The organism is Streptomyces chiangmaiensis, from assembly GCF_036281785.1.
Classification (GTDB): Bacteria; Actinomycetota; Actinomycetes; order Streptomycetales; family Streptomycetaceae; genus Streptomyces; species Streptomyces chiangmaiensis.
Genome location: NZ_JAYWVC010000123.1, coordinates 1 through 25,402 on the forward strand (window position 1 = coordinate 1; position 25,402 = coordinate 25,402).

General features: G+C 68.8%; 22 protein-coding genes and 1 pseudogene. 11 read left to right on the plus strand and 12 right to left on the minus strand.

Annotation, left to right across the window (positions count from 1 at the left end; all coding sequences use genetic code 11):
• The first annotated feature begins 114 nt into the window (after positions 1-114).
• Complete coding sequence (locus VXC91_RS28295; protein WP_329510180.1) at positions 115-1,182, plus strand: integrase core domain-containing protein; 1,068 nt, start codon at positions 115-117, stop codon at positions 1,180-1,182.
• A 96-nt stretch (positions 1,183-1,278) separates the two neighbouring features.
• Here VXC91_RS28295 and VXC91_RS28300 read toward each other — a convergent pair whose 3' ends face one another.
• Complete coding sequence (locus VXC91_RS28300) at positions 1,279-2,130, minus strand: helix-turn-helix domain-containing protein (protein WP_329510181.1); 852 nt, start codon at positions 2,128-2,130, stop codon at positions 1,279-1,281.
• A gap of 15 nt (positions 2,131-2,145) precedes the next feature.
• A pseudogene (locus VXC91_RS28305) lies at positions 2,146-2,901 on the minus strand (DUF6879 family protein).
• A gap of 312 nt (positions 2,902-3,213) precedes the next feature.
• Here VXC91_RS28305 and VXC91_RS28310 point away from each other — a divergent pair.
• The 4 genes from VXC91_RS28310 to VXC91_RS28325 are packed head-to-tail and all read left to right on the plus strand — an operon-like array spanning position 3,214 to position 8,881.
• Positions 3,214-4,518: a hypothetical protein gene (locus VXC91_RS28310; protein WP_329510182.1), complete on the plus strand. Its 1,305-nt coding sequence runs from the start codon at positions 3,214-3,216 to the stop codon at positions 4,516-4,518.
• Entirely contained in the window at positions 4,505-5,122 is a 618-nt protein-coding gene (locus VXC91_RS28315; RefSeq protein WP_329510183.1) for a hypothetical protein, read from the plus strand. The genes VXC91_RS28310 and VXC91_RS28315 overlap by 14 nt, the downstream gene beginning before the upstream one ends.
• Complete coding sequence (locus VXC91_RS28320; protein WP_329510184.1) at positions 5,115-5,771, plus strand: hypothetical protein; 657 nt, start codon at positions 5,115-5,117, stop codon at positions 5,769-5,771. Before VXC91_RS28315 ends, VXC91_RS28320 begins: the two co-directional genes overlap by 8 nt.
• Before the next feature lie 47 nt (positions 5,772-5,818).
• The gene (locus tag VXC91_RS28325) at positions 5,819-8,881 is read left to right on the plus strand and encodes a coiled-coil domain-containing protein (RefSeq protein WP_329510185.1); all 3,063 of its coding nucleotides are present in this window, start codon (positions 5,819-5,821) and stop codon (positions 8,879-8,881) included.
• Positions 8,882-8,941: 60 nt separating this feature from the next.
• On the opposite strand, the gene VXC91_RS28330 is transcribed toward VXC91_RS28325, so the two are convergent.
• Complete coding sequence (locus VXC91_RS28330; protein WP_329510186.1) at positions 8,942-9,394, minus strand: YbhB/YbcL family Raf kinase inhibitor-like protein; 453 nt, start codon at positions 9,392-9,394, stop codon at positions 8,942-8,944.
• A gap of 122 nt (positions 9,395-9,516) precedes the next feature.
• Here VXC91_RS28330 and VXC91_RS28335 point away from each other — a divergent pair, with 122 nt between their 5' ends.
• Positions 9,517-9,972 carry a nucleoside-triphosphatase gene (locus VXC91_RS28335; RefSeq protein WP_329510187.1) on the plus strand — a complete coding sequence of 152 codons (456 nt, stop codon included), beginning with the start codon at positions 9,517-9,519 and terminating at the stop codon, positions 9,970-9,972.
• 298 nt (positions 9,973-10,270) lie between these two features.
• On the opposite strand, the gene katG is transcribed toward VXC91_RS28335, so the two are convergent.
• Positions 10,271-12,460, minus strand: coding sequence for a catalase/peroxidase HPI (gene katG, locus VXC91_RS28340; protein ID WP_329510188.1), 2,190 nt, complete (start codon positions 12,458-12,460; stop codon positions 10,271-10,273).
• A 405-nt stretch (positions 12,461-12,865) separates the two neighbouring features.
• On the opposite strand from katG, the gene VXC91_RS28345 reads away from it, so the two are divergent.
• Together VXC91_RS28345 and VXC91_RS28350 are read left to right on the plus strand one after the other, a co-directional pair.
• Positions 12,866-13,120, plus strand: coding sequence for a type II toxin-antitoxin system Phd/YefM family antitoxin (locus VXC91_RS28345; RefSeq protein ID WP_329510189.1), 255 nt, complete (start codon positions 12,866-12,868; stop codon positions 13,118-13,120).
• Positions 13,105-13,506, plus strand: coding sequence for a PIN domain-containing protein (locus VXC91_RS28350; protein WP_329510190.1), 402 nt, complete (start codon positions 13,105-13,107; stop codon positions 13,504-13,506). The genes VXC91_RS28345 and VXC91_RS28350 overlap by 16 nt, the downstream gene beginning before the upstream one ends.
• Before the next feature lie 381 nt (positions 13,507-13,887).
• On the opposite strand, the gene VXC91_RS28355 is transcribed toward VXC91_RS28350, so the two are convergent.
• The 7 genes from VXC91_RS28355 to VXC91_RS28385 form a co-directional block, all read right to left on the minus strand.
• The gene (locus VXC91_RS28355; RefSeq protein WP_329510191.1) at positions 13,888-14,985 is read right to left on the minus strand and encodes an integrase core domain-containing protein; all 1,098 of its coding nucleotides are present in this window, start codon (positions 14,983-14,985) and stop codon (positions 13,888-13,890) included.
• A 165-nt stretch (positions 14,986-15,150) separates the two neighbouring features.
• Positions 15,151-16,590, minus strand: a complete 1,440-nt coding sequence (locus VXC91_RS28360) for a DUF2786 domain-containing protein (RefSeq protein ID WP_329510192.1) — start codon at positions 16,588-16,590, stop codon at positions 15,151-15,153.
• A gap of 100 nt (positions 16,591-16,690) precedes the next feature.
• Positions 16,691-16,972, minus strand: coding sequence for an IS1096 element passenger TnpR family protein (locus VXC91_RS28365; protein ID WP_329510193.1), 282 nt, complete (start codon positions 16,970-16,972; stop codon positions 16,691-16,693).
• Positions 16,959-17,111, minus strand: coding sequence for a hypothetical protein (locus VXC91_RS28370; protein ID WP_329510194.1), 153 nt, complete (start codon positions 17,109-17,111; stop codon positions 16,959-16,961). The genes VXC91_RS28365 and VXC91_RS28370 overlap by 14 nt, the downstream gene beginning before the upstream one ends.
• Before the next feature lie 97 nt (positions 17,112-17,208).
• The gene (locus VXC91_RS28375) at positions 17,209-18,048 is read right to left on the minus strand and encodes a hypothetical protein (protein WP_329510195.1); all 840 of its coding nucleotides are present in this window, start codon (positions 18,046-18,048) and stop codon (positions 17,209-17,211) included.
• A 358-nt stretch (positions 18,049-18,406) separates the two neighbouring features.
• Entirely contained in the window at positions 18,407-18,562 is a 156-nt protein-coding gene (locus tag VXC91_RS28380) for a hypothetical protein (RefSeq protein ID WP_329510196.1), read from the minus strand.
• A gap of 569 nt (positions 18,563-19,131) precedes the next feature.
• Positions 19,132-20,214 carry a hypothetical protein gene (locus VXC91_RS28385; RefSeq protein ID WP_329510197.1) on the minus strand — a complete coding sequence of 361 codons (1,083 nt, stop codon included), beginning with the start codon at positions 20,212-20,214 and terminating at the stop codon, positions 19,132-19,134.
• A gap of 209 nt (positions 20,215-20,423) precedes the next feature.
• Here VXC91_RS28385 and VXC91_RS28390 point away from each other — a divergent pair, with 209 nt between their 5' ends.
• The gene (locus tag VXC91_RS28390; RefSeq protein WP_329510198.1) at positions 20,424-20,639 is read left to right on the plus strand and encodes a hypothetical protein; all 216 of its coding nucleotides are present in this window, start codon (positions 20,424-20,426) and stop codon (positions 20,637-20,639) included.
• Positions 20,640-20,913: 274 nt separating this feature from the next.
• Here the strand turns inward: VXC91_RS28390 and VXC91_RS28395 are convergent, their stop codons facing one another.
• Complete coding sequence (locus tag VXC91_RS28395; protein ID WP_329510199.1) at positions 20,914-22,086, minus strand: hypothetical protein; 1,173 nt, start codon at positions 22,084-22,086, stop codon at positions 20,914-20,916.
• 43 nt (positions 22,087-22,129) lie between these two features.
• On the opposite strand from VXC91_RS28395, the gene VXC91_RS28400 reads away from it, so the two are divergent.
• Together VXC91_RS28400 and VXC91_RS28405 are read left to right on the plus strand one after the other, a co-directional pair.
• Positions 22,130-23,371, plus strand: a complete 1,242-nt coding sequence (locus VXC91_RS28400) for a DUF6880 family protein (RefSeq protein ID WP_329510200.1) — start codon at positions 22,130-22,132, stop codon at positions 23,369-23,371.
• A gap of 233 nt (positions 23,372-23,604) precedes the next feature.
• Complete coding sequence (locus VXC91_RS28405; protein WP_329510201.1) at positions 23,605-25,056, plus strand: recombinase family protein; 1,452 nt, start codon at positions 23,605-23,607, stop codon at positions 25,054-25,056.
• Positions 25,057-25,402 lie beyond the last annotated feature (346 nt).

Consider the following 25,402-nt stretch of genomic DNA (forward strand, 5'->3'; position numbering starts at 1 on the left):
TCTTGAGCCGGCCGTCCCACCAACGTGTGTCCGCGCCCGTACCACTTCAGAAGGGCTGCACAGTCTGTGAGCTGGGACAACGCTTCGTAGGGCGATCAGGCACCATCGGACCTTGTGTTCGTACGAATGCTCTACCTGGTCGCCACGCGGATCTTCGCGTGGCTGGTTCTGCTCTCCCGATCCTCCGCGGCGAAGGAGGCCGAGATACTGATCTTGCGACACGAGGTCGCGGTACTGCGTCGGCAGGTCGCGGCCCCCAAGCCCACCTGGCCCGACCGGGCACTACTCACCGCCTTCGCCCGACTCCTCCCGCGGGCGCTACGCCGGCATCGGATCGTCTCCCCCCGCACCCTCTTTGCCTGGCACCAACATCTGATCAAGAACAAGTGGACACAACTCGCCTCGCCGGGACGCCCACCGATACCCGAAGAGCTACGCGACCTGATCACCCGGCTCGGCACCGAAAACCCCCGCTGGGGCTTCCGACGCATCCACGGCGAACTCCGCCGCCTCGGGCACAAGGTCAGCCCGGCCACCGTCCGCCGGACCCTACGTGCCGCCGGTCTCGGGCCGGCCCCGCGCCGACATCCGGTGCGCGGTGAGTGGACCGTCTTCCTCAAGGCCCAGGCCCACGGCCTGCTCGCCACCGATCTCTTCCACGTCGACACGGTCGGCCTGCAGCGGCTGTACGCGCTGTTCGTCATGGAGGTCCGCACCCGCACCGTCCACATCCTGGGCGTCACCGCCCACCCCACCGCAACCTGGGCCACCCAGCAGGCCCGCCAACTACTCTGGCAACTCGGCGCATGCGCAAGCGAGTTTACGCACCTGGTCCGCGACCGGGACGCGAAGTTCACGGCCGCCTTCGATGCCGTCTTCGCCAGCGAGGGCATCAACGTCACCAAAATCCCTCCGCGCTCTCCCAACTGCAACCCCCACGCCGAGCGGTTCGTACGCTCAGCACGCGAGGAGTGCACCGACCGGCTCCTGCTCTTCGACCGCGGCCACGCCGAGAAGGTCCTCCACGCCTACGCGCGCCACTTCAACCGGCACCGGCCGCATCAAGGCCGCGGCCAACTCGCACCCCTGAACGAAGCCAACGTCATCCCACTGCCACCAGCCCGGATCGAACGCCGGCAAGCCGTCGCCGGACTGATCAACGAGTACCACCGAGCCAGCTGACCGTCCCGCAAAGCTGCAGCTCACAGGCTGTGAAGGCATTCTGGAGCGGTACGGGGGCGCTTCGACAAGGGTTGGGCGTCTTATGGGGAGTGCCGCTCAGCGCGAGTTCAGCGCCCTCAGCGCCGCGTTGATCACGTTCTGGGCGTCAGCGCCGTAGACCGCGGACTCCTGCAAGGTCTTCCAGACGCGCAAGTAGGTGGCGATGCTGTCGGAGTCGTCGACCCACAGCTCTGCGTGCCAGGTCTCTACCGTCACTAGTCGCTCATCATGGATCCAGAACCCCCCAGTGGGCGGGAGCTTCAACGATGCACCGAAGGGGATGACCCCCAGATACACGGTGTCCATCCCCAGAATTCCGGAAAGCCTGTCGAGCTGGCCAAGCAGCACGGAGGGCGGGCAGATCAGGGAGTGCAGCGCTGCCTGGCCGATCAAGATCCGGAACCGCCTGTGCGAGTCGTAGAGCAGTTCCTCCCGACGCATCCGGGCACGCACTGCCTCTTCGGTGTCGCGCTTCGAGCGCTGGAGTTCGGCGTAGCGCATGAAGATCGACCGCGCATACTCGGCGGTCTGGAGGATGCCGGGGACCGTGACGCTCTCGAAGCCGTGGACTATGGAGGACCGCTGGTACTCGGATGTGATTGTCTCCTGCACGGGCTGGTGCCCTGCCGCGAGTTGTCGGCGCCATGACCGGATATGCGATTCAAAGCCGCGCAGCCGGGCGAGGAGCTCGTCGTAGACCTCCGGCTGCCCAGTTGCTTCGGTCCACAGCTTGAGGTCTTCGGGTGTCGCCGTCTGCCTACCGTTCTCCAGCTTGCTGACCTTCGACTTTGGCCAGCCGTGCTGTTCGGCGAGCTGAGTACCGGTGAGACGGCCCCCAGGTGCTGAGAGCCGAAGCTCCCGAAGGCGTACGCCTAGAGCCTCGCGCGCCTTCTGGTAGTCCGTGCTCACTGGTACCCAGCCTGCCTATTCCTCCTTCGCGGGCAGCAGGGCCGCGAAGCGCTCGCAGTGGATAGCGTGATGCATCGCGGCGTCACGCAGCATGGAGTACCGGACCACCTCGGCCGGCTCTGTGATCAGTTCGACGCCGACCAGGTTGTCGTCGGCGTCGAAGTTGAGCTGGGCGACGAGCCGCGAATCGAAGATCCAGAAGTCAACGTCTCCGAGTTGCAGCTCCTCGGCGTCGGCCCGCCACAGGTTGCGGATGTCCTCGCCCAGCTCGGTGTTCCTCTCCGCGTTGACCATGAGGTAGCGCTGGCCGGTGGTGGGCGGGCTGTCGACGATGCGCACGCGGCCGACTGTCTTGCCGTCCGCAACCTGGGCCCGGATAGTGCGGCAGTACCACGTGTCCATGTCCCAGGTGACGTTGCCGCTCTCAACGAACTGCGCGTACGCATCCGTCGCTTCGTCCGACGCGTAGCTACGGCGCGTCTCCAGGCGCCAGGCCGAGTGCTTGAACTTCTCGAAGAGTCCGTTGAACACAGCCAGGTCGATGATCTTCGCATCGCGCACCATGTCCTTCGGCCCTCAGTCCACGAGGAGTTCGCGCGGCACGACGATCGGCGTCTCGCCATCGCCAAGGTGCTGAAGCTGGGTGATGTCCTTCGGGTCTGTGAGGGGCGGCCCGTGGACGATTACCTCTCCGGTGTCGAGGTCTTCGTGGATGGCGGGGCATCCGGTGTCTCCACTGCCCGTGCCGTTGAAGCGGATCCGTCGCGTCATGACCAGTTCCTTTCGCCGGGGACTGCCCGGGGTCATCATCGTGTCGCGCACGATCGTCTCTTCTTCCTGTGCTGGGTGAAGGCGCTATGCGTCTGCCTGTCGATGTGGCTGCGGGGGTGTCGCGCGGGTCGCTGACCGCGCTGGGACGCCTCGCCGCGCGGGGACGGTGTGGGTGCGCCGCGGGCGCCTCAACCGGGCCTGGGCCGTCCACCAGCGTCCCGGCCCCCTGTCGGCGGGCGTGCATGCTCTTGAGCAGCCGGGCATGGTGTGGGGATGATGACACGGAGGGCCCTGTGTGAAGGGGGCACCGGCATGAGTCCCGTGCACGACGACACCCATGTTGACGCAGACCGGCGGCTGAGCGACGCACAGCAGTCGGACAACCTGCGGACGTTTGTGGGGGCGGCTGCCCGGCACAGTGGGGGCACGGTCACCGACCGTGTGCATCTGCGGATCACCCGGGATATCGCGGAAGGGTTCGCTGCTCACAGCGCTCAGGGCGGGGCTACGAAGACCCAGGTGTGGGAGTGGATCACGCAGCACGCCTCTCCCGCCTATTCAATGGAGGCATTCGAGTCCCGGTGGGAGGTCTTCGAGAGCGAGCGGCTCATTCGTCCCCACCGGTCCAAGAAGCACCAGCTGCGGCACTCCTTCCATCCGCTCGGCACGGTCTTCCTCATGATCTGCGACCGGCTGGACAGCCGCGGCGGCATCGACGAGCTGATCGCCCTACTGGACCGTACGCAGGAACTTCTCGACCGCAACCACGCCGACCGAGAGGCGGTCGCCCACAACATCGTGTTCTGCCAGTGGGTGTTCCAGACATTCGCCGTGCAGCTGGAAGCGCTGGTCCTCGACGGGACGCTGAAGGAGCTGATGGAGGACCAGTGGCAGTACCACCATCAGGACCTGGACCAACGGGTCCTACGCCTGAATCACGATGTGAACCGCCACTTCCCGAAGGACGTCGACCTCGCCCACAAGGCTTTCGTCATGGTCGAGGCCGAGCAGCGATACGCGCACTGGGCCGCACAGGCTCTGCTGCGTGTGCTGGACCGCGCCGGGACAACGCTGGCCTTCGATGTCCTGTCGGCCGAGGAGTACCTGGAGGCCGCCCGGAACGCCCCGGCGGAGCAGCTCGCGGAGGCCGGCCTCGCGCTGGTGGCGGACGCGCCGCAGGTGTGGCTCGACGCCGGGGCTGTCGTGGACGCCTTGGAGGCGTTCGTGCCTCGTCACCGGGTGCGCTACCGGCCCCCGGTGCCCAAGGGGTCTGCCGACCGGGATCCGTTCGGCGCGGTGGCCGAGCGCGCGGCGCAGGAACGGGCACGGCGTGAGCGGGCTGCCGACCGCATGCTCCTGGAGCAGGACCGGGCCGAGATGACGGAGGAGTTGCGTCGCTCGCGGTGGCCGCGGGCCGTCCGGCTCCTTACCGACCTGATCATGCTGGATGCCGATCCACACGCCCCGTACCGGTTGGAGATGGGCACCGAGCTGATCATCGACCGCGAGGCGTGGGTGACCCACCTGCACCCGGTCACGGTGCACCGTACACACACCCCGGCGGTCCCTCGGTCGCCGGCCCTGGTGGCAAGCGAGCAAGGTGATGAAGAACCCTGACGCGGCGCTGGTCCTCGCCGCCGCCCGGGCAAGCGGCGCACTCCCCCCTGACCGTCTTCCGGCGAGCCTTGTGGCGCAGGCTGACGAGGTGGCTCATGTCGCAGGGCGCAGTCTGGTGGAGTGCGACTGCCCGTGGTCCGCACCGGCCGGTGCCGTCGGCCCTCCGGGCCCGCCCGGCCGTGCACTCGTGCTGGGCTGGTCGGAGACTCCGGTTCCCGAGGAACTCGGCACCTACCCCGTCACCCGGCTCACCCCGACCCAGACGATCACCTTTGCCCTGTGTCTGGCCCAGGCATGGCCGGACCCGAGCATGCCCGTGTACCCGGGCCGTCCCTTCGAGCGAGCCGAGATCCTGGACATGGCCGGTGACATCGGACTGGATGTGAACTTTGCCAAGGCCGCGCTCGACGGCGAACTGCAATGGCTGTTGCTGATCGTCCGCGAAGGTCGCCGGCTGCGGCTGGGGCCGGCGGTGGCCGCGCTGCCCGACACCTTCGCCGAGACCATGCGGCGCTTCCACAACCTGCTGCCGGGCCCCGACGTTGCTCCGCCGATGTGGGAGGACGAGGACGCGCCGCCGATGTGGGAGGACGAGGATGAATGAGGCGCCGCTCTCCGACCACGACGAGGCACAGGTCCAGGCCGTCGTCGCCGCGGTGGAAACCACCGACGGGCTCGTGCCCCGCGAGGCGTTTCCCGCGCTGCAGAGCGATGCGCTGCGGGCGGTCGTCGCCCGCCGCCTGGCCGCGCTGGGTCGCGTGTTGCTGATCCGCGAGCACCACGGGACGAAGGGCTTCACCAGCGGCTACGACGACAGCGTGGCCGAGCGCCTGGCCGCCGAGGGTATCGGCGTCCTGCCCCCTGTGGACAGGGCGGTGCTGGTGTTGGTGCTGCTGCGTACAGTGGCGGTTCCCAGAGCCCGTGGCGTGCACGGCTCGGCTTCCTGGCTCACGGACGGGCCGGGTACCAGCGTCGAGGAGCTGTACGCCAACCCGCACTTCACCTATGAGCAGCTCCGTCCGGCGGTACGCCGTCTCAAGGCACGCCGCCTGCTGCGGGAGGGCTTCCACCGCACCCTGCTGCCCGGCCCGGCGCTGCTGCGCCTCACCGACGCACAGTCCGCCCGGCTGTGGGAGGACCTGGTACTGGTCACCCGGCCCGACTCCATGTACGCACGGGCCATCCGCCGGCGCCGCCAGGAGCAGCCGCATCCCGGCCGCCGACCCGGCCCCTCGCGCGAGACAGCACCATGATCACGCTCACCCCGCCGCACCAAGCGCTGCCCCCGGACGATGCCCCCATGAGCCTGGGGATCATCGGCGACCGGCAGCTGCTGTGCGTCCAGACCTTCGACATCGCCCGGCATCCCTCCACCGCGGTCGGGCTCATACCCGGCTGCTTCGTCGCCGTCTCCGGAAAAGGGCCCAGGGATGCGAACGAGTCCGGGAAGACCAGCTGGCTGGCGTCCGTCGCCCTGCTCCTGGGCGATCCGGAATGGCGGATGCACAGCAGCGGTCCGGCCACCGTCGCGGATCTGCTCTTCGAGCCGCAGACCGCCGGGGTGGCGGCCCAGGGCTACGCCCCGGCGACCAGCGGCTACATCGCCGGGCTCTTCGCCGCCCCGGACGACGTCGCCAGCACCGCCCATACCGTATGGATGAAGCTGTCTGCCACCCCGACCTATGTCGAGGTCCGGCACGCGCCCGGCGTGTACCTGGCCACCGCCCAGGACGACGACGAACGCCACCATCAGGCCACCGAGATCTACCGCGGACTGCCCTCGGCGTCCTCATTGGGAGCCACCCAGTACGCGACCGCCCTGTACGGACCCGTCCCCCGCTGCCTCGCCTCCTTGACCTCCCGGGGCAAACGGCGCGGCGGGCCGTCACTGCTCAAGCTCGACACCGGCCTGTTCACCCCCGCCGGCATCGGCACCGCACTGATCGGGCTCACCGGCCGCGCTTCCCTGCTCGATACCGACGCCGCCCTACGCCATGACCTGAGCGAAGCGGGGCACGAGCTGCAGACCAGCCAGACGGAGGACGCCGACAGTCACGCGATCGAGGAACGAACCCTGCGCGCCGTCACCCAGCGCAGCAGCGCACGCGAGGAACTTGCCCGCGCTCAGGACCTGTGGGCCCTCCACTACGCCCGCGGGCTGCTCGACGCTCTTGAGCGTGCCGAGCAGCTGCAAGCGGCGCTGGACGATCAAGCCGAGACGCTCGCGCGAGCCCGGGACGAGCGTGCCTCAGCCGAAGCCGTTCAGCACGCGCTCGAGGACCCTACCCGCCTGGGGCACCAGCGCGACGAGGCCGAACTCGCCAAGCAGACCGCCGAGCGGCTGCTGGATCAGGCCCACGACGACGAGTGCAGTGCACGTCACCGGCTCGCCTCGCACAACCAGGCACTCCAAGAAGCCGAGGACGCTGCGGCCGGGGCCCGGGGGGATCTCGACGATGCCTGCCTCGAGGCGCAACGGGCCCATCAGCGCACGGTCGCCTGCGAGGTCCGCGTGGCCGAGGCCGGCAAGCGGCTTCAGGACGCCCGCGACGACCTCTCCCAGGCCGAAGAAGGACGCTACGGCGCCGCCGGACGGACGATCAGCACATTGGGCAAGGCAGGAATCAGCGCCACGGGCCTGCTCGACGGGCTCGGCCTGCCCCGCGCGGAGCGCTCGGCATGGGAGCCGCGCCTGGCGCTGTACGGCGACGCCGTGTGCATCAGGTCATCCGACGTCCCCGCCGCCCGCAGAGCCCTGGCCGACCAGCCGGGCGCCGTCCTGATCGCCGTACACGATGATACGGAGGGACATGGCGGCGACCCCGTGCGGGGCTTCCTGGATGCCCTGGCCACGCGCATGCGCCTGGAACACAACCCGGACACCGCGGTCGATGACGCCCTCGACCTGTGTGTGCTGGGCGGGTTCACCGAACCGTTCACCGGCCGGGCCGCCCTCGTCGACCGCCTTCGCACCGAGGTGGCAGGGGCCGAACAGGACCTCGCCGCAGCGCACCGGCTGTGTGACCAGGCCAGGGAAGCCGAAGCGCAGAGCGACGAACTGGTCCGCCGCCTGCAGGCCATCGCTCTCGCCGCTCACCTGCGGTCGCAGCGCCCCGCGCTCGAACGCGAACTCGCCGCTCTCCAGCGCAGGACCGCGGGGCGCAAGCAGGCAAGGGACGCCGCCGGGAGCGCCCTGCAGCAAGCGGTCGTCGCCCACGCGACCCGCGCTCTGCAGCACGCCCAGGCCCAGAACGTGATCGACAGGGCCCGGTCGGTCGAACGGCAGGCCGCCGAACAACACGCGGCCCTGGAGAAGCAGATCGCCGCTCTCGACATCATCTACTGGCAGGAGCGCGGCGGCAGCCACGAAGCCGCCCTCCGCGCCCTGCGCCGGCCCACGACCTCACCCCCGGTCGTGGGCGGGCAAACCCCGCAACTCGAACGCCGCACCGAGAGCACCTTGCGCCAGCGGGCCGGCCGTCACCTCGACCACGCTTTCGAAGCGGTCGCTATCGACACCGAAACCGGTGCAGGCGCGCCGACCACCGCACTCCAGGATGCCGTCCGGCGCCGCAGCAATCTCGGTGACGACAGTGCCGGCCGCCCGGTCGCCGATGCCACCGCGTTCGAAGCGCCCGCCCGAGCTCTGCAGGACTGGCTCGACCGCTTCGCCGAGTCCGACGCCTCGGCCGCCCAGCGCATCGCCGCCGAGCGCGCCGAGCGCGCCGACCGGATCGCCTTCGCCGAGCAGAAAGTCGCCGACCTTCGCGAAAGCCTGCGCACCATGCAAGGCAGCATCGCCCTGCGGCTCGAACAGGCCTTGGAGGACATCGAAGACGCCCTCGCCACGCTGAACCGCGACGCCGGCCTGTACGGTGCCGAACTCCACCGCGCGCTCACCCCGCCGCCCTCCCTGCAGGACGTGTGGCGCTGCGAAGTGACACCGTACTGGCGGCGTAGTCCCCACGGTCCCCTGCTGCCCTACGACAACATCACCAACTCGGCGCAGGAGAAGCTGTTCTCCATCCATCTCGTCCTGGCCGCGCTCCTCGCCTCGCCCCATCCACGCGGCCGCGTGCTCATCCTCGACGAACTGGGCGATTCCCTCGGCACACACCATCGCCAGGAGGTTCTCGGAGCCCTGGCCAGGAGTACGCGGGAATACGGCATCACGGTGCTGGGCACCTGCCAGGAGTCGATGCTGGACGACGCCGCCGAACACTGCGGCGAACTCCTCTACTTCACCTATCCCAGCCACACCGAGGCGCTCAACGCCCCCACCCGCATGTTCGGCTACGACGCCAACGGCGAGCGCGTCGAGCTGACCATGGACACCCTGCTGGCCGGGCGCGCCTGGTGGTGAGCAATGCGGCACTCGGGACCCGAACGGCGTCCGGCAAACATCCAGCGCCCGCACCGGTGGTCAGCGTTGATATGTGCCCACGAGCGTGCCACTCGCCAACTCCCGGCCCTGCACGGCACGATGCACTGCGTCGGCTGTCGGCCGGCCGTGCAGGGGAAGCGGCTCCGACACGGCCCACAGGCGGAAGAAGTAGCGGTGCGCCCCGTGCCCCGGTGGAGGCATCGGACCGCCCCAGCCGGTCCGGCCGAAACCGTTGGGCCACTCCTGACCGCCAGGGGGCGGCTCCCCTTGCGTCGTACCGGTACTCCCGGGATCGATACCGGTGACCAGCCAGTGCAGGAACGTCCCGCCCGGGGCGTCAGGGTCCTCGCAGAGCAGAACCAACTCTGACGTACCGTCCGGCACCGCCGACCAGGTCAGCGGTGGCGAGACGTCATCGCCCTCCCCGCTGTGGCGCCGAGGGATCGCCGCGTGGTCGTCGAATGCCACGCTCCTGAGCTCAATTCCAGTCATACGCGCGGCTCTACCCGGAACAGCGCGGCCAGCACCGGCCAGGCGCGCGAACACCCCATTTGGCCGAGTACGCCGACCAGCGCACCGGGAACCCGTAAGAGGGACCTGATACGGAGCACACGATGCCGACGAGAATCCTGCTCGAGGGGCGCCCCAGCTCGGGCAAAACGACCGTTGTCCGCCGCTTGACCGCCCTTCTGCGCACCCGTAGGGCTGTCGGCTTCACCACGGAGGAGATCCGGCACGGCGGTACCCGGAGCGGTTTCGCGCTGGAAACGCTTAAGGGCGGTCAGCGAGCCGTACTCGCCCATGTCGACTTCCCCGGTCCACCGCGGGTGGGCCGGTACGGCGTCGATCTTGGCGTCATGGAGCGGGTCGCGCTGCCGCCACTCAGGTCAGCGTTAGCGCGAGCCGCTCCTGGAGATGTCGTGCTGATCGACGAGCTCGGGCGTATGGAGCTGGCGTGCACCGCGTTCCAGGACACGGTCCGGTGCCTGTTCGAGTCCGACATCGACATCGTCGCCACAGTCCACGCGCACAGTGACCCGTTCACCGACGCCCCTCAAGCAGCGCCCTGACGTCACCCTCGTCCAGGTGACCCGGGCCAATCGGGACACCCTCCCCGAGGAACTCACCGCATCACCGCCTCCACGGCGCGCTTCCGCACACCCACAGACATCACGGCATTCCTTGCCCCACACACGACCTCAAGCAAGATCAAAAATGCGTGTTGATCATCTGCACGCCCTAACGGAGTCCTACTAGTGCTTCTGTACAGCGAGGGCCACTACTCGATCGCCCTCGACCACCGCGAGGTCGGAGACCCGATCGAGGATGTCCAGGTCGGCCGATGAGCGGCCGACCTGGACACCGGGATCAGGCGAGGTCGAACCGATCGAGGTTCATGACCTTGTCCCACGCGGCCACGAAGTCGCGCACGAACTTCTCCTTCGCATCGTCGCACGCGTAGACCTCCGAGACGGCTCGAAGCTGGGAGTTCGACCCGAAAACGAGGTCGACGGCGGTGGCGGTCCACTTGACCTCGCCGGTGGCACGGTCCCGACCCTCGAACACGTTCCCAGCCGAGGCGGATGCCTTCCACTCCGTGCCCATGTCGAGCAGGTTCACGAAGAAGTCGTTGGTCAGCGTCTCGGGCCGGTCGGTGAAGACGCCGTGTTGGGATTGCCCGAAGTTGGCATTCAGGGCCCGCATGCCGCCGATCAGAACCGTCATCTCGGGAGCGGTCAGCGTCAACAGGTTGGCCCGGTCCAGCAGCCGGGTCTCTGCCGGCAGCTTCTCCCCGGCTCGGAGGTAGTTGCGGAACCCATCTGCGGTCGGTTCGAGCACGGCGAACGACTCCACGTCGGTTTGCTCCTGCGAGGCGTCCGTACGCCCCGGCACGAACGGGACTGTGATGTCGTGCCCGGCGTTCTTCGCCGCTTGCTCGACGGCCGCGCACCCGCCCAGGACGATCAGGTCAGCGAGCGAGACCTTCGTTCCGCCGGACTGTGAGAGGTTGAATTCCTGCTGGATCTGCTCAAGGGTCTGCAGCGCATTGGCCAGTTCGGCCGGGTTGTTGACCTCCCAGTTTCTTTGCGGCGCAAGGCGGATCCGCGCCCCGTTGGCCCCGCCACGCTTGTCGGTGCCGCGGAAGCTTGCCGCCGACGACCAAGCGGTGGAGACCAGCCGGGAGATGGACAGTCCCGATGCGAGGATCTTGCCCTTGAGGGCAGCAATGTCCGCCTCCGCGATCAGCTCGTGATCGACTGTGGGGACGGGGTCCTGCCACAGCTGCGGCTCCGGAACCCACGGGCCGAGGTAGCGCGAGATGGGTCCCATGTCACGGTGCAACAGCTTGAACCACGCCTTGGCGAACGCGTCGGCGAGCTGGTGCGGATTCTCGTGGAAGCGCTTCGTGATCGGCCCGTAGATCGGATCCAGCTTCAACGCAAGGTCCGTCGTCAGCATCATGGGGGCGTGCCGCTTCGACGGATCATGAGCATCGGGCACAGCGCCCTGGGCCGAGGCATCCTTGGGAGTCCACTGGTTCGCACCGGCGGGGCTCCTCGTCAGCTCCCATTCGTACTCGAACAGGTTGTCCAGGAACCCGTTGTCCCACTTCGTCGGCTCGTTGGTCCATGCGCCCTCCAGCCCGCTGGTGAGCGTGTCGGAGCCCTTGCCGCTGCCGAAGGTGTTTTTCCAGCCGATGCCTTGCTGCTCGATGGGGGCAGCCTCGGGTTCCGGACCGATGTACTGGGGATCGACTGCACCGTGGCACTTGCCGACCGTGTGGCCGCCGACGATGAGCGCAACCGTCTCCTCGTCGTTCATCGCCATACGACCGAAGCTCTCTCGGATGTCCCTGGCGGCAGCCAGCGGATCCGGGCTGCCGTTGGGCCCCTCCGGATTCACGTAGATCAGGCCCATCTGCACGGCGGCGAGCGGTTCGGCGAGTTCCCTGTCGCCGCTGTAGCGCTCATCTGCGAGCCACGTGTCCTCGGGCCCCCAGAAGATCTGGTCGGGCTCCCAGATGTCCTCTCGCCCGAAGCCGAAGCCGAACGTCTTGAACCCCATCGATTCATACGCGCAGTTGCCGGCGAAGATCAGGAGATCAGCCCAGGAGATCTTGCGGCCGTACTTCTGCTTGATCGGCCAGAGCAACCGGCGTGCCTTGTCGAGGCTCGCGTTGTCGGGCCAACTGTTGAGGGGGGCGAAGCGCTGCGCGCCAGTGCCGCCACCGCCCCGGCCGTCGGCGATGCGGTACGTGCCGGCGGCATGCCAACTCATCCGGATGAGGAGCGGCCCGTAGTGGCCGTAGTCGGCAGGCCACCAGTCCTGCGACGTCGTCATCAGCTTGAAGATGTCCTGCTTCAGCGCGTCAATGTCGAGTGTCTTGAACCCTTCTGCGTAGTTGAAGTCCTCGCCCATCGGGTTGGAGAGGGGCGAGTGCTGGTGGAGAATCGAGAGGTCCAGCTGACTCGGCCACCAGTCCTTGTTCGTCCTGGGCCGAGTCGGCGTGGGAGTCGGGGAGAGGATTACTGGGTTTTCGCTTTCGCTGCCGGACATGTCGGGCCCGCTCTGTCTTGCCGTTTCGTTCTGATGGCTGGTTGCTCTTGACGTTGGTTGCTCTGGATCCAAGGCTGTGTTCCTGTTGGTGTCGAGCACTGCGTGTCCGCGATCAGCCGCCGGACGCGGCAGAAGTTGCCGCGACACTGTGGTGCGCATGTGCCGATAATTCATCCTCGCATCTCGGAAGACTCTCGGACAGCCTGCAGAGGTGCGCAGCGGAGGCGGACGGGGAACATTCAACTTGGAGCCCGCGTTCGGATTGATCAACGAGGTCTTGGCTGAAATCGCTGGTCACGGGCGCGCCCCAATTTTCGGCCCCCGCAGGCTGAGGCTGAGGGTGCGCGCAGGTATCTCACCCTTGGAAATCTATCCCGAACAGCGGGAATCAGATATTCTGATTCCATGAAGACGATGACAGCGACCGAGGTGTCGCGGAACTTCGCATCGGTCTTGGACCGTGCCGAGCACGGCGAGACCATCGTGATCACGCGTGGGGGGCGGCGGCTGGCCGTGCTTGGCCCGGCCTCGGCCGGTAATGGTGCCGCGCTGAAGGAGTTCCTCGCCAGCCACCGACCCGACCCGGCTTTCGCCGAGGACGTCGCCTCCGCCCGCGACCCGCTCTCTGACGAGATGAGCGCGACGTGGCCCGACGCCTGATCCTCGACACCGGCGTCCTCATCCGCGCCGAGCGCGGTGTGAACGACCTCGCGGCGCTTCTGGAGGGTGATGACGACGTGGCGCTCGCGGCCGTGACTGTAGCCGAGCTGCAGTTCGGCGTGGAGCTGGCCAACGACGCCAACCGCAACCAGCGCCAGGTATTCGTCGACGGCATGCTCGCGCTGGTCCCGGTGGAGGACTACACCGCCGACACCGCTCGCGTTCACGCCCGCCTTTTGGCTCATGTCCGCCGTGCCGGACAGCCACGCGGTGCCCACGACCTGATCATCGCAGCGACCGCTGCAGCGACCGCGCGCACGATCGTGACCAGCGATGCCAAAGCGGCCTTCGGTGACCTGCCCGGCGTACACGCCATCTCCCTCTGATCGCCCCCACAGGTGCCACGCTGCCCGCCACTCTGCTGCGGGGGATGACGCCGGTGAGCCTCTATGGCCGTGCTCCGTAGCGCCGAAGTGTCGGGTCACCAACCGGTTCACCGCAGGTCTGCGATGCGTCTCTTGACGGTCTCGTACCGCTGTGTACTGGCACCGAGCTGGAGGCTACGGATATTGTAGGGATGGCTACGGAGTGTTGCCGCGCCCTGGGGGTCATGAGGGGTCGCAGGTTCAAATCCTGTCGTCCCGACCTGGCCATGGCCGAGCGCTTCACGCTCACCACCGGCGGGCCCACCGAGTTCGTCCTCCAGGAGGTCACCCTGGCGCCGGGTCAGTGCACCGTGCCCTTGCCGGAAACCTCGTCCGCCCAGGTCACGCGGCGTGTTCGTACTCGTGGAGGATGCCGCCGAGGCGCTCGCGTCTGCGTATGTCGACGTGGGTGATCTGCTCTGGATCGTTGATCGCCTGGGGCAGGGGGTGCAGCGGTCGGGCGTTTGCGATGCCTTGATGCGGCCGATGGGAATTGTAAAATCGCTCGAACTCCCGCAGAGCATGGCAGAGGTGGCGCTGGTTCCAGATCAACGTGCGGTCCAGCAGCTCACGCCGACACGTCTGCACCCACCTCTCCATAATCGAGTTCATTCGCGGCATCTGGACTCCGGCGAGCACAACCTCGACTCCCGCCTCCTTCAGGATGGCATCGAACAGCTCAGGAAACTTGCCGTCCCTGTCCCGAATCATGAAGCGCGCTCGGCAACCCGCGTCCTCCAGGTCCATGACGAGATTCTTCGCCGCCTGGACCACCCAGACCGCGCACGGGTGCGCGGTCGCGCCCACAATCCGGACCCGGCGGCTGGCGTGCTCGATCACCGCGAACACGTACAACCGCGCCCCAGTCAGGGTGACCGTCTCGAAGAAGTCGCACGCCAGCAAGGCATCGGCCTGGGAGCGGAGGAAGTCAGCCCGCGTGCTCAAACCCCGCTCGGGCGCCGGGTCGACTCCAGCCTCCTTCAAGATCTCCCAGACCGTGGAAGCAGCCACCTTGATCCCCAGCACAAGCAGTTCGCCGTGCACCCTCCGGTAGCCCCACGTGGGATTTTCACGTGCCAGGCGCAGCACCAAGGCCCTGATCGAGTGGACGGTCCGCGTCCGGCCCGAGCGCTTCGGCCGAGACTTGTCCGCGTGGCGACGTGCGACCAGGTCGCGATGCCACCGAAGCACCGTGTCCGGTCGCACCAACAGCCGCAACCGACGCAGCACGTCCCGGGGGAGCTGGTGCAGCAAGGCGGCCAGGAACGCCCGATCGCTCGGCCGTAACCGCGGCCTGTCCCCGCCCAGTTGCCGCTCCAGCACCGTGATCTGATGGCGCAGCGCCAGGATCTCCACGTCCTTGTCCCGGTCACTCATCGGTAGCAAGCGCAGCATGGCAAACGCGTTCGTCACACCCAGATAGGCCAGTCGCAGCAGCACGATCGATCATGTTGCCGCGCCCATCGGCAACCGCGCCAGAGCGCCACCACGAGCGACCACCACCACGATCCCGTGCACCGTGCACACCGGCTCCCACCAGGGCGGATGAGGTTTTCGGGAAGGGCAGCGCCGCCGAGGCCGGAAGTGCATGGCGCAGGGTTTTGGTCAGGGGGAGGGCAAGGCCCCGCTGTCGGTGCCGAGGCTCGCGCGGTCGGCTGCCGCGCGACCGCTCGTCCAGCCTTCCCAGTCGCTGATGCCCGAGGACCGGGAGTAGGAGATCTGAGGGAAGATCCGTTCGGTCTCCTCCTCGACCGCCCGGTGGCGGGCGGCGAGGACGGGCAGCACCCCGGGCGTACCCGCACCTGCCCGCGCTGACGCTCCCGGGACATCCGACGCGGCCACCGCCGCGTCAGTGGCCTGTGCGGTCGCCTCGGTGAGCCGCTCGCCGATCCTGGTCGCGTACGAGGTCAAAAACGACTGGCGGAAGGACCGGGTACGACTGCCACCGCCCACATGCGTGCGTCCGCCCTCGGCCTGGAGGGCCGCGGCCACCTGGACCAGCAGCGAGGTGTACAGCAGCTCCACCGAGTCCAGGTCCGCCTCGAAGCCGATGACCGTGGCGAAGCCGAGGTTCTTCGACCATACCGAGCGGCAGCGATTGGCTTGGGCCACCACCTCGAGCAGGATCGCCTTGGGCTGTTCGTACGGGTTCTCCACCCCCACCCGGATACCGGCCGGGGTGTCCCGGCGTCCGCCGCGCGCGGCCAACAGGGCCTCGCTGATGCTGTGCTCGGACATCAGCTGCTGGGCCTTGGCGGTGAGCGCCTCGGCCTCCTGGGGGAACTCGGTCGACTCGGCCTTCGTCAGAAGGGCGCGGATACGCCCCAGTATCCGCGCCGCCTCAGGAGACGCGGGCCGGGCCGCCGCAGCGGTCGAGGAGGCGTTCGGCGGCGGGCACAGAAGCTCGAGAGCAGGCAGCCAGGACAGCAACCGCAGCAGCTCCATCAGGCAGCGCGCGACATCGAGATGGTCCGCCTTCTCACGAAGGGCCGCGCCGGGCAGCCACTGTTCGTCGGACTCCCACCACACGCGCGCCTCGAGCTCGTTCAGCTGCGCCGCCCAACGGTGGTCAAGCCCCCGGGCCGCGTACCGCCGCGCCTCTGCGGCGATCAGGTCCACCGCCAAGCGGCCATGACGGGGCTTCAGCTCCTTGCGTACGGCCCGTACGACGTCAGCCGGCTGCCAGCCGGCGCGCCACAGCGCACCGAAAAGCCGGTCGGTCATCGCGAGCACGGCCCGACTGAGAGCCGGCCTGCGCCGCTGGGCGGAGGCGAGCCAGGACGCGGCGGCGGCGATCTCCCGCTCGGCGTGTTCCTCAGGCACCTCGATCACCTCGTGGACCGCCCGCTCCAGCTCATCGGCGAGTGAGGGCGCGCGCGGCGGCGGCACAAATGCGAACGGCCCGTCCTGCGCACCGCCGCCGAAGGTGCCGCCGAATCCGAAGGCCGCCCCGGAGCGCGTCGACTGCCGCCGCTCCTGCCCCCGTGCCTGCTGGCGGCGCTGCTTCTGCTTCGCCTTGCGTCGTTCCTGGTTGCGCTTGCCCATTGGTGCTGTCGCCTTCCTGCCCGCGCGCCGTGTGGTCCCTCCAGTCTGGCAGGCGGCCGCACCACGCCGGCCGCCAGCGGCCCGGACACGCTCTTCTCTGTCACAGAGCCGCGAGAGACTCCACGTAACCCGTCCTGTCTGATGCTGCCGCCAGGTACACGCCTGACGGTTCGGGTACGCGGTCGGCTCCCGGTCCCGCTCCTGGGTGGGCCAGGGTGCCGTAGCGGGTGCCCGCGATGACGAATTCGTGCATGTGGTAGTTTTGCCAGCCCATGGTGGCCCGCAGCACGCCGTGAAGCCAGTCCAGGCGGATGCCGGCCGGGACCAGGAGTCGTCGCCGCACCGGGGGCTGATCCACGTCCGCGAGCTCAGCCGTACTCATGGGAGAAGAAGGACTCCAGTCGGCCCGAGACGGTGATGGCGTGGCCGATCCGGGGCAGGGCGTCGAAGAGCGCGCAGCTCAGCGCTTCGGGGTCCTTCAGGAGTCCGGGAACGGGGCCCGGCCGCTGCCCGCCAGTCATCCTCGCTGAAATCCACAGCGTTCATTCACGCCGACCGGCGACGCCGAACGTGAGCCAAGGGCATGGCCGTTCCGGTCTTCCCTACGCCGGTCAGGCCCTACAGAGCGGCGAGAGAGTCCAGATACTCCTTGAGGTCGAAACCGACCCCGCCCCTACCCACGGGAAGCTCGCGCACATGCGGGCCGAGCGCCCCCGCGAGGAGCTCCAGGACCCGCTCCCGGGACAGGCCGCGCGCCCGCAGCCGCTGGGCGCTCTCCCACACCTCCCGAGGCTGATCGGCCCAGAGCTGTTCGACGACATGGACGTGGTACGGGTACTCCGCCGGGTCGAGCCCGCGGGCCAGCAGCTCGCACAGCACAATCGCCTCCCGGTCCTTGGGAACGTCGGGCCGCTGCGCGTTCAGCCTCACGACGAGTTCCGGCGGAGTGCCCGGCTCGACGAGCCGCTCGCCGGGATATGGCACAGCGAAGCTCCGCCGTTCCAGGACCGCCTGGAGGACGTCGCCGTCGTGACCGTTCTCCTCCACGTCCGCGATGTAGGGGCGCCGGTCCGCTGCGGCCCGGGCCGCCGCGGCGATCCTGGCCGGGCCGATCGCCGCGAGCGCGCGCAGCAGGGCGTACTGCTCGGGCCCGCCCGTACGTTCCAGCGCGTCGACGAAGTCGAGCAGTACGTCGGACAGGACCGCCGTGTCAGGCATCCGGTGCTGGAACTGCCCGATCACTCCGCTGACGAAGCTCTCGGCGTGCAGCGCGTCCGGCAGCTGCGCGAAGGAGCCGCACTTCTCCGCCATCGTGGCCAGCGCGGGGGCCAGGGCCGGTACGCGCGGCGCGGATCGCGCGACGGCCGCCCGCGCCCGACGGGCGGGATTCCCGCTGCGGCGGGCAGCGCGAGGAGAGGAGGACGTGGATCGAGCACGGCGGCTTTTCCTGGAACTCACCCGGACAGCGTAAGCGCCCCGGGAGCGCCCCGGCCCGGACGCGACGCCACGGCGGCCTTCGCTCCCCTCCCCCGTGACTACCGTTCCGCCACCGGGAGTTCGGACTCGGCCCAGACGGTCTTGCCCGGGACGCCGACCCGCAGGAAGTATCAGCGGTCGCCAACCGGGCCACGAACTGCCGGTTGCGGCCCGCGTCGGCGCCTGCATCCAGGAGCGCGGCGGCCGGAAGGCGTTCAGTACGGGCGTCGGCGGCCTCCACCCGTACGGCCCTGGCATCGCCGGTCAGCCGAAGCCGGAAGCCCCGGCCGGGCGCATACCCCTGCCCCACCGCAGGCGGTGGGTTCGGCGACGAGCCGCGTCACAGTCTCGCTGACAGCCGAGTCGTACCCGTGCCCCACTCCTCGAAGCCCTCGCTGTCGTACGCGCTTTGATCCGACGAGAGCACCGGCTCGACCGCCTCCCGCCTGAAGATCACCCGCACCCAGTAAGGATCAAGCGTCCGGATTCCGGACACGCCGCAACGATACCAACGCCAACCCCCCGACCCGCACAGTCGCTCCTGACAAAACGTCAGATCATCCCGCGGGATTCAGCATGCGCGGCACGGATGTCCTTCCACCGCAAGTGACTGGTCACGGCGCACCCTCCCCCCCCGGTACGGATCTTCACGTAGTCCGCATACCGCTGCTCGGCCAGCGGAATCGCCTCCGCATACCACTCGGTCCAGCGGTTCCGCTCATCCCCCGCTACCAGCAGAACGCTCGATCGCCACGGGTCGAAGGCGAACAGAATCCGCAGCCCAGAGAGGTGATCGCCGGGTCGGCGTGTCAGACACCCCATGACGTTTGATGTCAAGCGGCATGGGGTGTCTGACCACAGGAGGGATGCGGAAGGATCCATCCGGTCGGGCGCTGGGGCCTCCGCGGTCGGCCGAGCGTAGCGGTCCTGTATCCGGTGGCTGCGCGGAGCCAGGCGCCGACAGTCCAGTCAGCTCAGGCGGCCCGGAGCGGTCCGGGCACGGAAGCCTCCCCGGATCAAGATTGCGTGGAGGCGTCGCCGGGAACCCCACCCGGAACGCGGGCTTCAGGAGCGGGACACGGTGATGCGGAGGCGCTCACGGACGCCCCGCGCGCGCTCTGGCACATCGGCACCGATCTCGGCCGCCAGCTCGTGGAGCGTGTCCAGGCCCGGGAGGTCGTTCAGCCCCTGCGTCACCAGTGCCCGCGCCTGCCCGAGGTCGCCGCGTGCGAGCGCGAGCCTGGCCCGGAACAGCAGCAGGTAGCCGCCGTCCAGCGCCGGGTGGACGGCAATCTTGTCGAGCAGATGGCCGGCGTCGTAGTCCGGCAGCCGCTCCAGCAGCATGCCGTGCCAGTCCAGCAGATCGTCGGCACGGCGCTTGCGCTCGTGCGCGGCGCCCGAGTAGCCGAAGCCGCGACGATCCGTCGCCCTCTGCTGCGTCTGAGCAACGCGGTCGAGGGCGTCCACGTACTGCTCTGCACATGCCACCCATGCGTCGGGAGCCGGGAGCAGTCGTTCGAGGACGACGGCCAGCTGCGTCTCCTGTTCCGGTATTTGGCCGAAGCCGCGGAGCGTCCAGCCGTAGCGCGACTCCCAGCGGACCAGTTGCGGCATGGCCCGCTGCGCGAACTCGACCTGGCCGTGGCGCTGCAGCATCGTGGCCCACAGCGCGGCGACGGCATCCGAGGCGACGAACTTCGCGGCTTCCATCGGATCATCGGAACGGAAGCACTGGTAGGTCTTGCAGTAGCAGGCCAGGTCGACGATCGCGGTGACCGCATCCTCGCCCGGACGCGGATCGTCGGCCGCGAGCGCCTCACGGGCCGCCTCGGCGTGGCGTCGGAATGTGAACCGCCAGCGGGACCGCTCGGTGGGGCTCACCTTGCGGTCGCCAGCGAGGTAGGAACCGGCGCGGGCCAGGCCTACGAACTCCTGTACGTGTGCCAGGACCTGTTGCGGGTCCACCGGCGCGCTCTTTGTGCGAGGCCTGGGCACGCTCGCCGCGGGCGCGATCTCCGCCTCGATCCGCTCACGCACGGGCGCGGCACCGCGCCAGTACAGGTTCCACAGCGCCTTCTTCAACCGCTCCTCGTCGAGGCCGGCCAACTGGGCGAAGAATTCCTCGCGGTTCATGCGGTTCGCTGCCATGGGCCGGGAGAATACCGTTCATCGCGCGGTCACGGTCGCGGTCGGGTCCCGGCGGTGCAATAGCGGGCTGACGACGGTCCGTGCGGGGACCGGGCGCACGGGCGGCTCTCGCGACCCTCGGAGAACCTGCACGTCACAGGTTATGGATGAGGTTTTCGGCACCCGCAGCCCAACTCCTGTGGCGTGTCTAGGACTCCTTCACCTTGCCGGTGGAGCGGATGCTGGCCGACGGTAGCTACCTCTCCCAACTCAACGGTGCGCGCGGGAAGCGGACCACGGTGCGGGTGATCGAGTACACGGTGGTGACCGCGCCCCTGGACACCGATGGCGTCAGCGAGGAGACCTCCGATACCGCAGCACCGCCATCGCGCGCTCCTGGAGCCGGCTCCACCTCAAGCTGGCCCACCGCTCTTTTGTTGGCGTGACCCCACCGGACCCGTACCTGTGCGCCCTGTTCGACCAGCAGCCCGACGAGGTCATGGCGACGCTCGACGGATGGCGGCCGGCAAGGGCCGGCCGCCCGTGACTGTCTTGTGCCGGGGTTCCGGCGTTCGCCCGCCGAGCCGGGGACCTGCTCGCTGACAGTTCAACGTGAGACTGCGCCAGTCCTGTCGGAAATGAGCCGCGGTGCGGGATGCTCGCTGAGCGCGCGGTGTGAGACCCGAGGTGCACCGGCAGACGGCGGACCCTCGGGGTTGGTCAGGGATTGGGAATACCCATGCTGTCGAAGCGCTGCATCAGCGAGGGTTTGCCCCGGTGTGCGGCTCGCAGTTCGCCGACTCGGCGGTCGAAGTCGGCGGTGCACCCGGTGCGGGTCTGAATGTCGCGGAGGTCTCGCAGGAGTGCGATGGCGGCGTCGTAGGCGGCGGCCTTCTTCTGGGCGATCAGGTCATCGATGTCACGCCACGCTTTGCCGGTGTTCCGCGCAAGCTGGTCCAAATGCGCCTCACGGGCCTCGGCAGCGGCGCGCGCCCGGGCCTGCTCGGCTGCGGCTCGGGCCGCCTTCTCGCGTTGCCGGCGCTCGGTGCGGTGACGGTAGGCGGCGTCCAGTAGCTGGGCGGCAGTGCGCCGCTTGGCTCCGGCATGGGGGCCGGGGGCGGTGGTGGCGCGATAGCGGGCCAGGAGTCGGTGGCTCGGCAGAGGAGCGGTGCCGAGCGCGGCCTCGAGCAGCAGGGAATCCTTCTCGGCGGCCGGGAGCGCGGCGATGAAGGCCGCCAGAGCTGCGCGGTCCACGGCGTCCGCGGTGGCCGACTCGCTGCTCTCGGCAGCGGCCGTCAGCAGGTCCGCATCGACGCACAGGAAATCGGCGAGGGCCCGCTGGGGGCCGGTGAGCGAGGCCAGACCCGCGGGGACGGGCGGCTCGACTTCGAGGGCGTATTCCTCCTCGTCGTCCTCAGCCAGTTCCCAGGCGGTGAGCCCGGCGAGCCAGGCCACGTAAAGCGGCCGCAGGTCGCCAGCTGCGAGCTCGGCGCGCAGCCCCACGAACGTCGAGAGCGCGTAGGACGTTTCGAAGTCCCACTCCTCGCCGTCCTCCGAGGACAGGGAGAAGTCGAGCAGTATGTGCCCGGAGCGGGTCCAGACGCTCAGCGACTCCTCCATGGCGTACTGGGCGGCCTTCTTGGCCGGGAGCACGCCGGCGGGCAGGCGCAGGACGAGGCGGCGGCTGCCCCAGTTCGCGTAGTACAGGTGGGCGTCGTAGAACTGCTCCACCAGTTTCGTCGTATCGCCGCGGAAGTCGCCCCAGTGGTACTCGTTGACGAAGCGGGTCGGGGTGATGTCGGCGCGGGTAGACAGCGCCCGTACCTGCCTGAGCTCCTCCTCGCTCAGCGGGCGGTCGACGGCAAGGAACTCGTAGTACTGGTACTCGCTCACGGCTCGGCAGCCTACCCGCGCCCTCGTGTGCTGGGATGGGTGGATGAGGGAGACGGCGACGCTGAGCGGGCTGGTTGACGGACTGCGGCGAGACAAGCGCCGCGGGCCGTACGCCGGTCACCGGGAGTACGTGCACACGGCATGGGCGGTGCACGAGGAGGCCGGGCGCCTACTGGACGCGGGCCACGCAGCGCTGGTGGCCCCTGAGCTGCGAAAGGCAGTCGAGCGAATCACAACGGCGCTGATGTATCTGGACGACTCCTCCGGCATGGCCGGGGATGTGCTGCGCGAGTTGACCGGCATGTACGCGAGAGCTTTGACCGCAGCCCCGCCCAAGAACCCGAAGACGCTGGCGAGCTGGATCGCCAAGACCGTCTTCGACGGCCCCGGCTGGCCTGACATCCGCCTGGCCGACTTCGCCGCCGCGCTCGGCGACGTGGGACAGGCGCACCTGGCGGACATGGTCGATACCCGCGCTGAGGATGTAGCCCTCAAGGACAGCTGGGGCACCGTCTACGGCGTCCGCCACCTGCGCGAACAACTCGCCGAAGTCTCCGGAGACACTGACCAGTACGTTGCCGTCCTCGCCAAGTTCCTGACCGGCCCTGACCAATATGTGAAGATCGTCCGTGCCTTGCGTGCAGCCAACCGGCCCGAGGAGGCCACCGACTGGGCCCGGCGAGGCGTTGCTGCCCACCCGGGCAGCCCCTACCTGCCGAAGCTGAACGACGAACTCGTCGACCTCCTCGTCGCGGCCGGTCGGCACGAGGAGGCACTCGCCGTGCACCGGGACGCCTTCGCGCGCACCACGGTCCTCGCCGCGTTCCAACCGCTCGCCAGGACCGCCTCCGAACTGGAGAGCCCAGACACCGTCACATGGGCTCTTGACCTGCTCCGCACTCGCGTGGCCGAGAGTCCCGCCTACGTCCGTGAGCTGATCAGCTGCCTGCGCGCAGCAGGACGATCAGAGGAGGCCTGGCAGACCGCTGTCGGCCATCTCGGCGAGTTGTCGAAGTACACCCTCCAGGAGCTCATCGAGGAGCGCCGCACGACCCATCCCGCCGACACGATCACCCCGTACCGGCGACTGGTCGACCTCTACCTGGCCGAGACCGGCAACAAGTACCGCTACCAGTACGCCGTCCGACACCTCAAGACGCTCCGAACCATCCACCGCGAACAGGGCACCGAAGCTGAGTTCGCCGCGTACCTGACCATCTTGCGCGACGAGCACCGGCGCAAGACCAGCTTTCTGACCCGACTCGACCAGGCCGGCCTAACCTGAGGTGACACCAGCCCAGGCCCCAGGCCACCGGAGGACATCCTGCCCGTCCTCACGGCTGGCCTGTGCGACCTGCGGTGACGTCCCCGCATTCGGTCGTGTCAAGGGACCTGATGTCAAGTCCCCTTCCCCCGTCCCGGTGAACCAGGCGCCTCGAAACGCGCCCCGTGCTCCGGCACGCTCGGACACTGAACACGTCATCCGGCCCCAGCACAACCTTGCCGGAGGTGTCCGACATGGCCCCAAGAAGCATCCAGCAGCCCCTGCCCGCATCCGAACCGCCCGCCACTGCCGGGGACACCCACACCCTGGACCACTGGATTGCCCGGCAGGCCATTGCGGCCACCGACAAGCCTGCGCCAACCGCTCTCCGCTTCGCCTTCTACGGCCGAGTCTCCACCGAGGACCACCAAGACCCCGCCACTTCCCGCGCCTGGCAGCTTCTTCGTGCGCAGGCGCTCACCTCCGGGTACGGGCGCATCACCGCCGAGTACTTCGACATCGGCCGCAGTCGGACAGTGCCGTGGGCCCGCCGCCCCGAGGCCGGCGCCCTGCTCGCGGCGCTCACCGACCCCGACCGCAACTTCGACGCGATCGTCATCGGCTCCAGCGAGCGCGCCTTCTACGGGAACCAGTTCACCGTCATGTCCCCGCTCTTCGAGTACTACGGCGTCACCGTGTGGATCCCGGAACTGGGCGGCGCCGCCGACAGCCACAGTCTCGGCGACGAGGAGCTCATGGTCCTGCTGGGCATCCTCGCGAAACGCGAGGTCGCTCGCGCGCGCATCCGTGCCCACACCGCCATGACCGTCCAGGCCCGCGACCAGGGCCGCTACCTCGGCGGGCGCCCGCCCTACGGCTACCGGCTCATCGACGCCGGACCCCACCCCAACCGCGCCCTGGCCCGCCGCGGCGTCCGCATCCACCGCCTCGACCCCGACCCCTGCACCGGTCCCATCGTCACCTGGATCTTCCACCAGCGCCTCGCCGGCCGCAGCACCGCCCGCCTTGCACGAGCCCTCAACGATGCCGCGATCCCCAACCCCTCCGCCACCGACCCCGCCCCCAACCCCCACCGCACCGGCACCCAGTGGACCGCCACTACGGTTCGGGCCATCCTCGCCAACCCCCGCTACACCGGCCGCCAGGTCTGGAACCGCCAGCGCACCGACCACGTGCTCCTCGATCCGGACAACACCACCCTGGGCACCCGCGACATCATGCGCTGGAACGCCCCCGACCAGTGGGCTGTCTCCACTGCCCCCGCCCACCCCGCCCTCGTCAGCGAAGCCGACTTCACTGCCGCCCAGAACATCCGCACCGCCCGCCGTGCCACCCCGGGGCGCACCTACCAACTGTCAGGCATCCTGCACTGCGACCTCTGCAGTCGCCGCATGAAATCCTGCTGGTCGAACGGGCACCCCGCGTACCGCTGCCGCCACGGCCACACCACAGCCCAACAGCGCCAGCCCCACCGGCCTCGCAACGCCTTCGTCCGCGAACACCGCATCCAGCCCCACCTCCCCGCACTCGCCCTCCGGCTCACCGCCACCCTCGGCCCACCACCGCCCGATGAAACGCAGATCCCCCAGCTGCTCCGTACTGCTGGAATCACTCTCAGCTACGACCCGCACTCCAAGACCCTGACCGCCGACACACCCACCAGAGAAAGGATCTTCATCGGCTGACACGCCCCCGCCCGCGCCAGCAGAAAGGAGACCCCAATACGCCGAACGCCCGCCCCGGATGCCAGGAACGGGCGACGATCTCTGCTGCCCGGAAACTGGGCAGCATGTACAAGATGTGTGTCCGAGTTGACCACTGACGATACGCTCGCGCTGGCGCAAGGACGGCTCCGGCTACATGACGGGGCGGCTGACCTTCGAACCCATTGTGCAAGCGCGGCGGGCTGACGAATGAACGCCGACAGTTTCGCGAGGACATCCTCGGTGCACCGGATAGGGGCCGTTGACCTTCCAGACCAGGGTAGTTCGCCCGTCAGCTGGCGCCGTCACCCCGTCGGGGCGTGAGCCG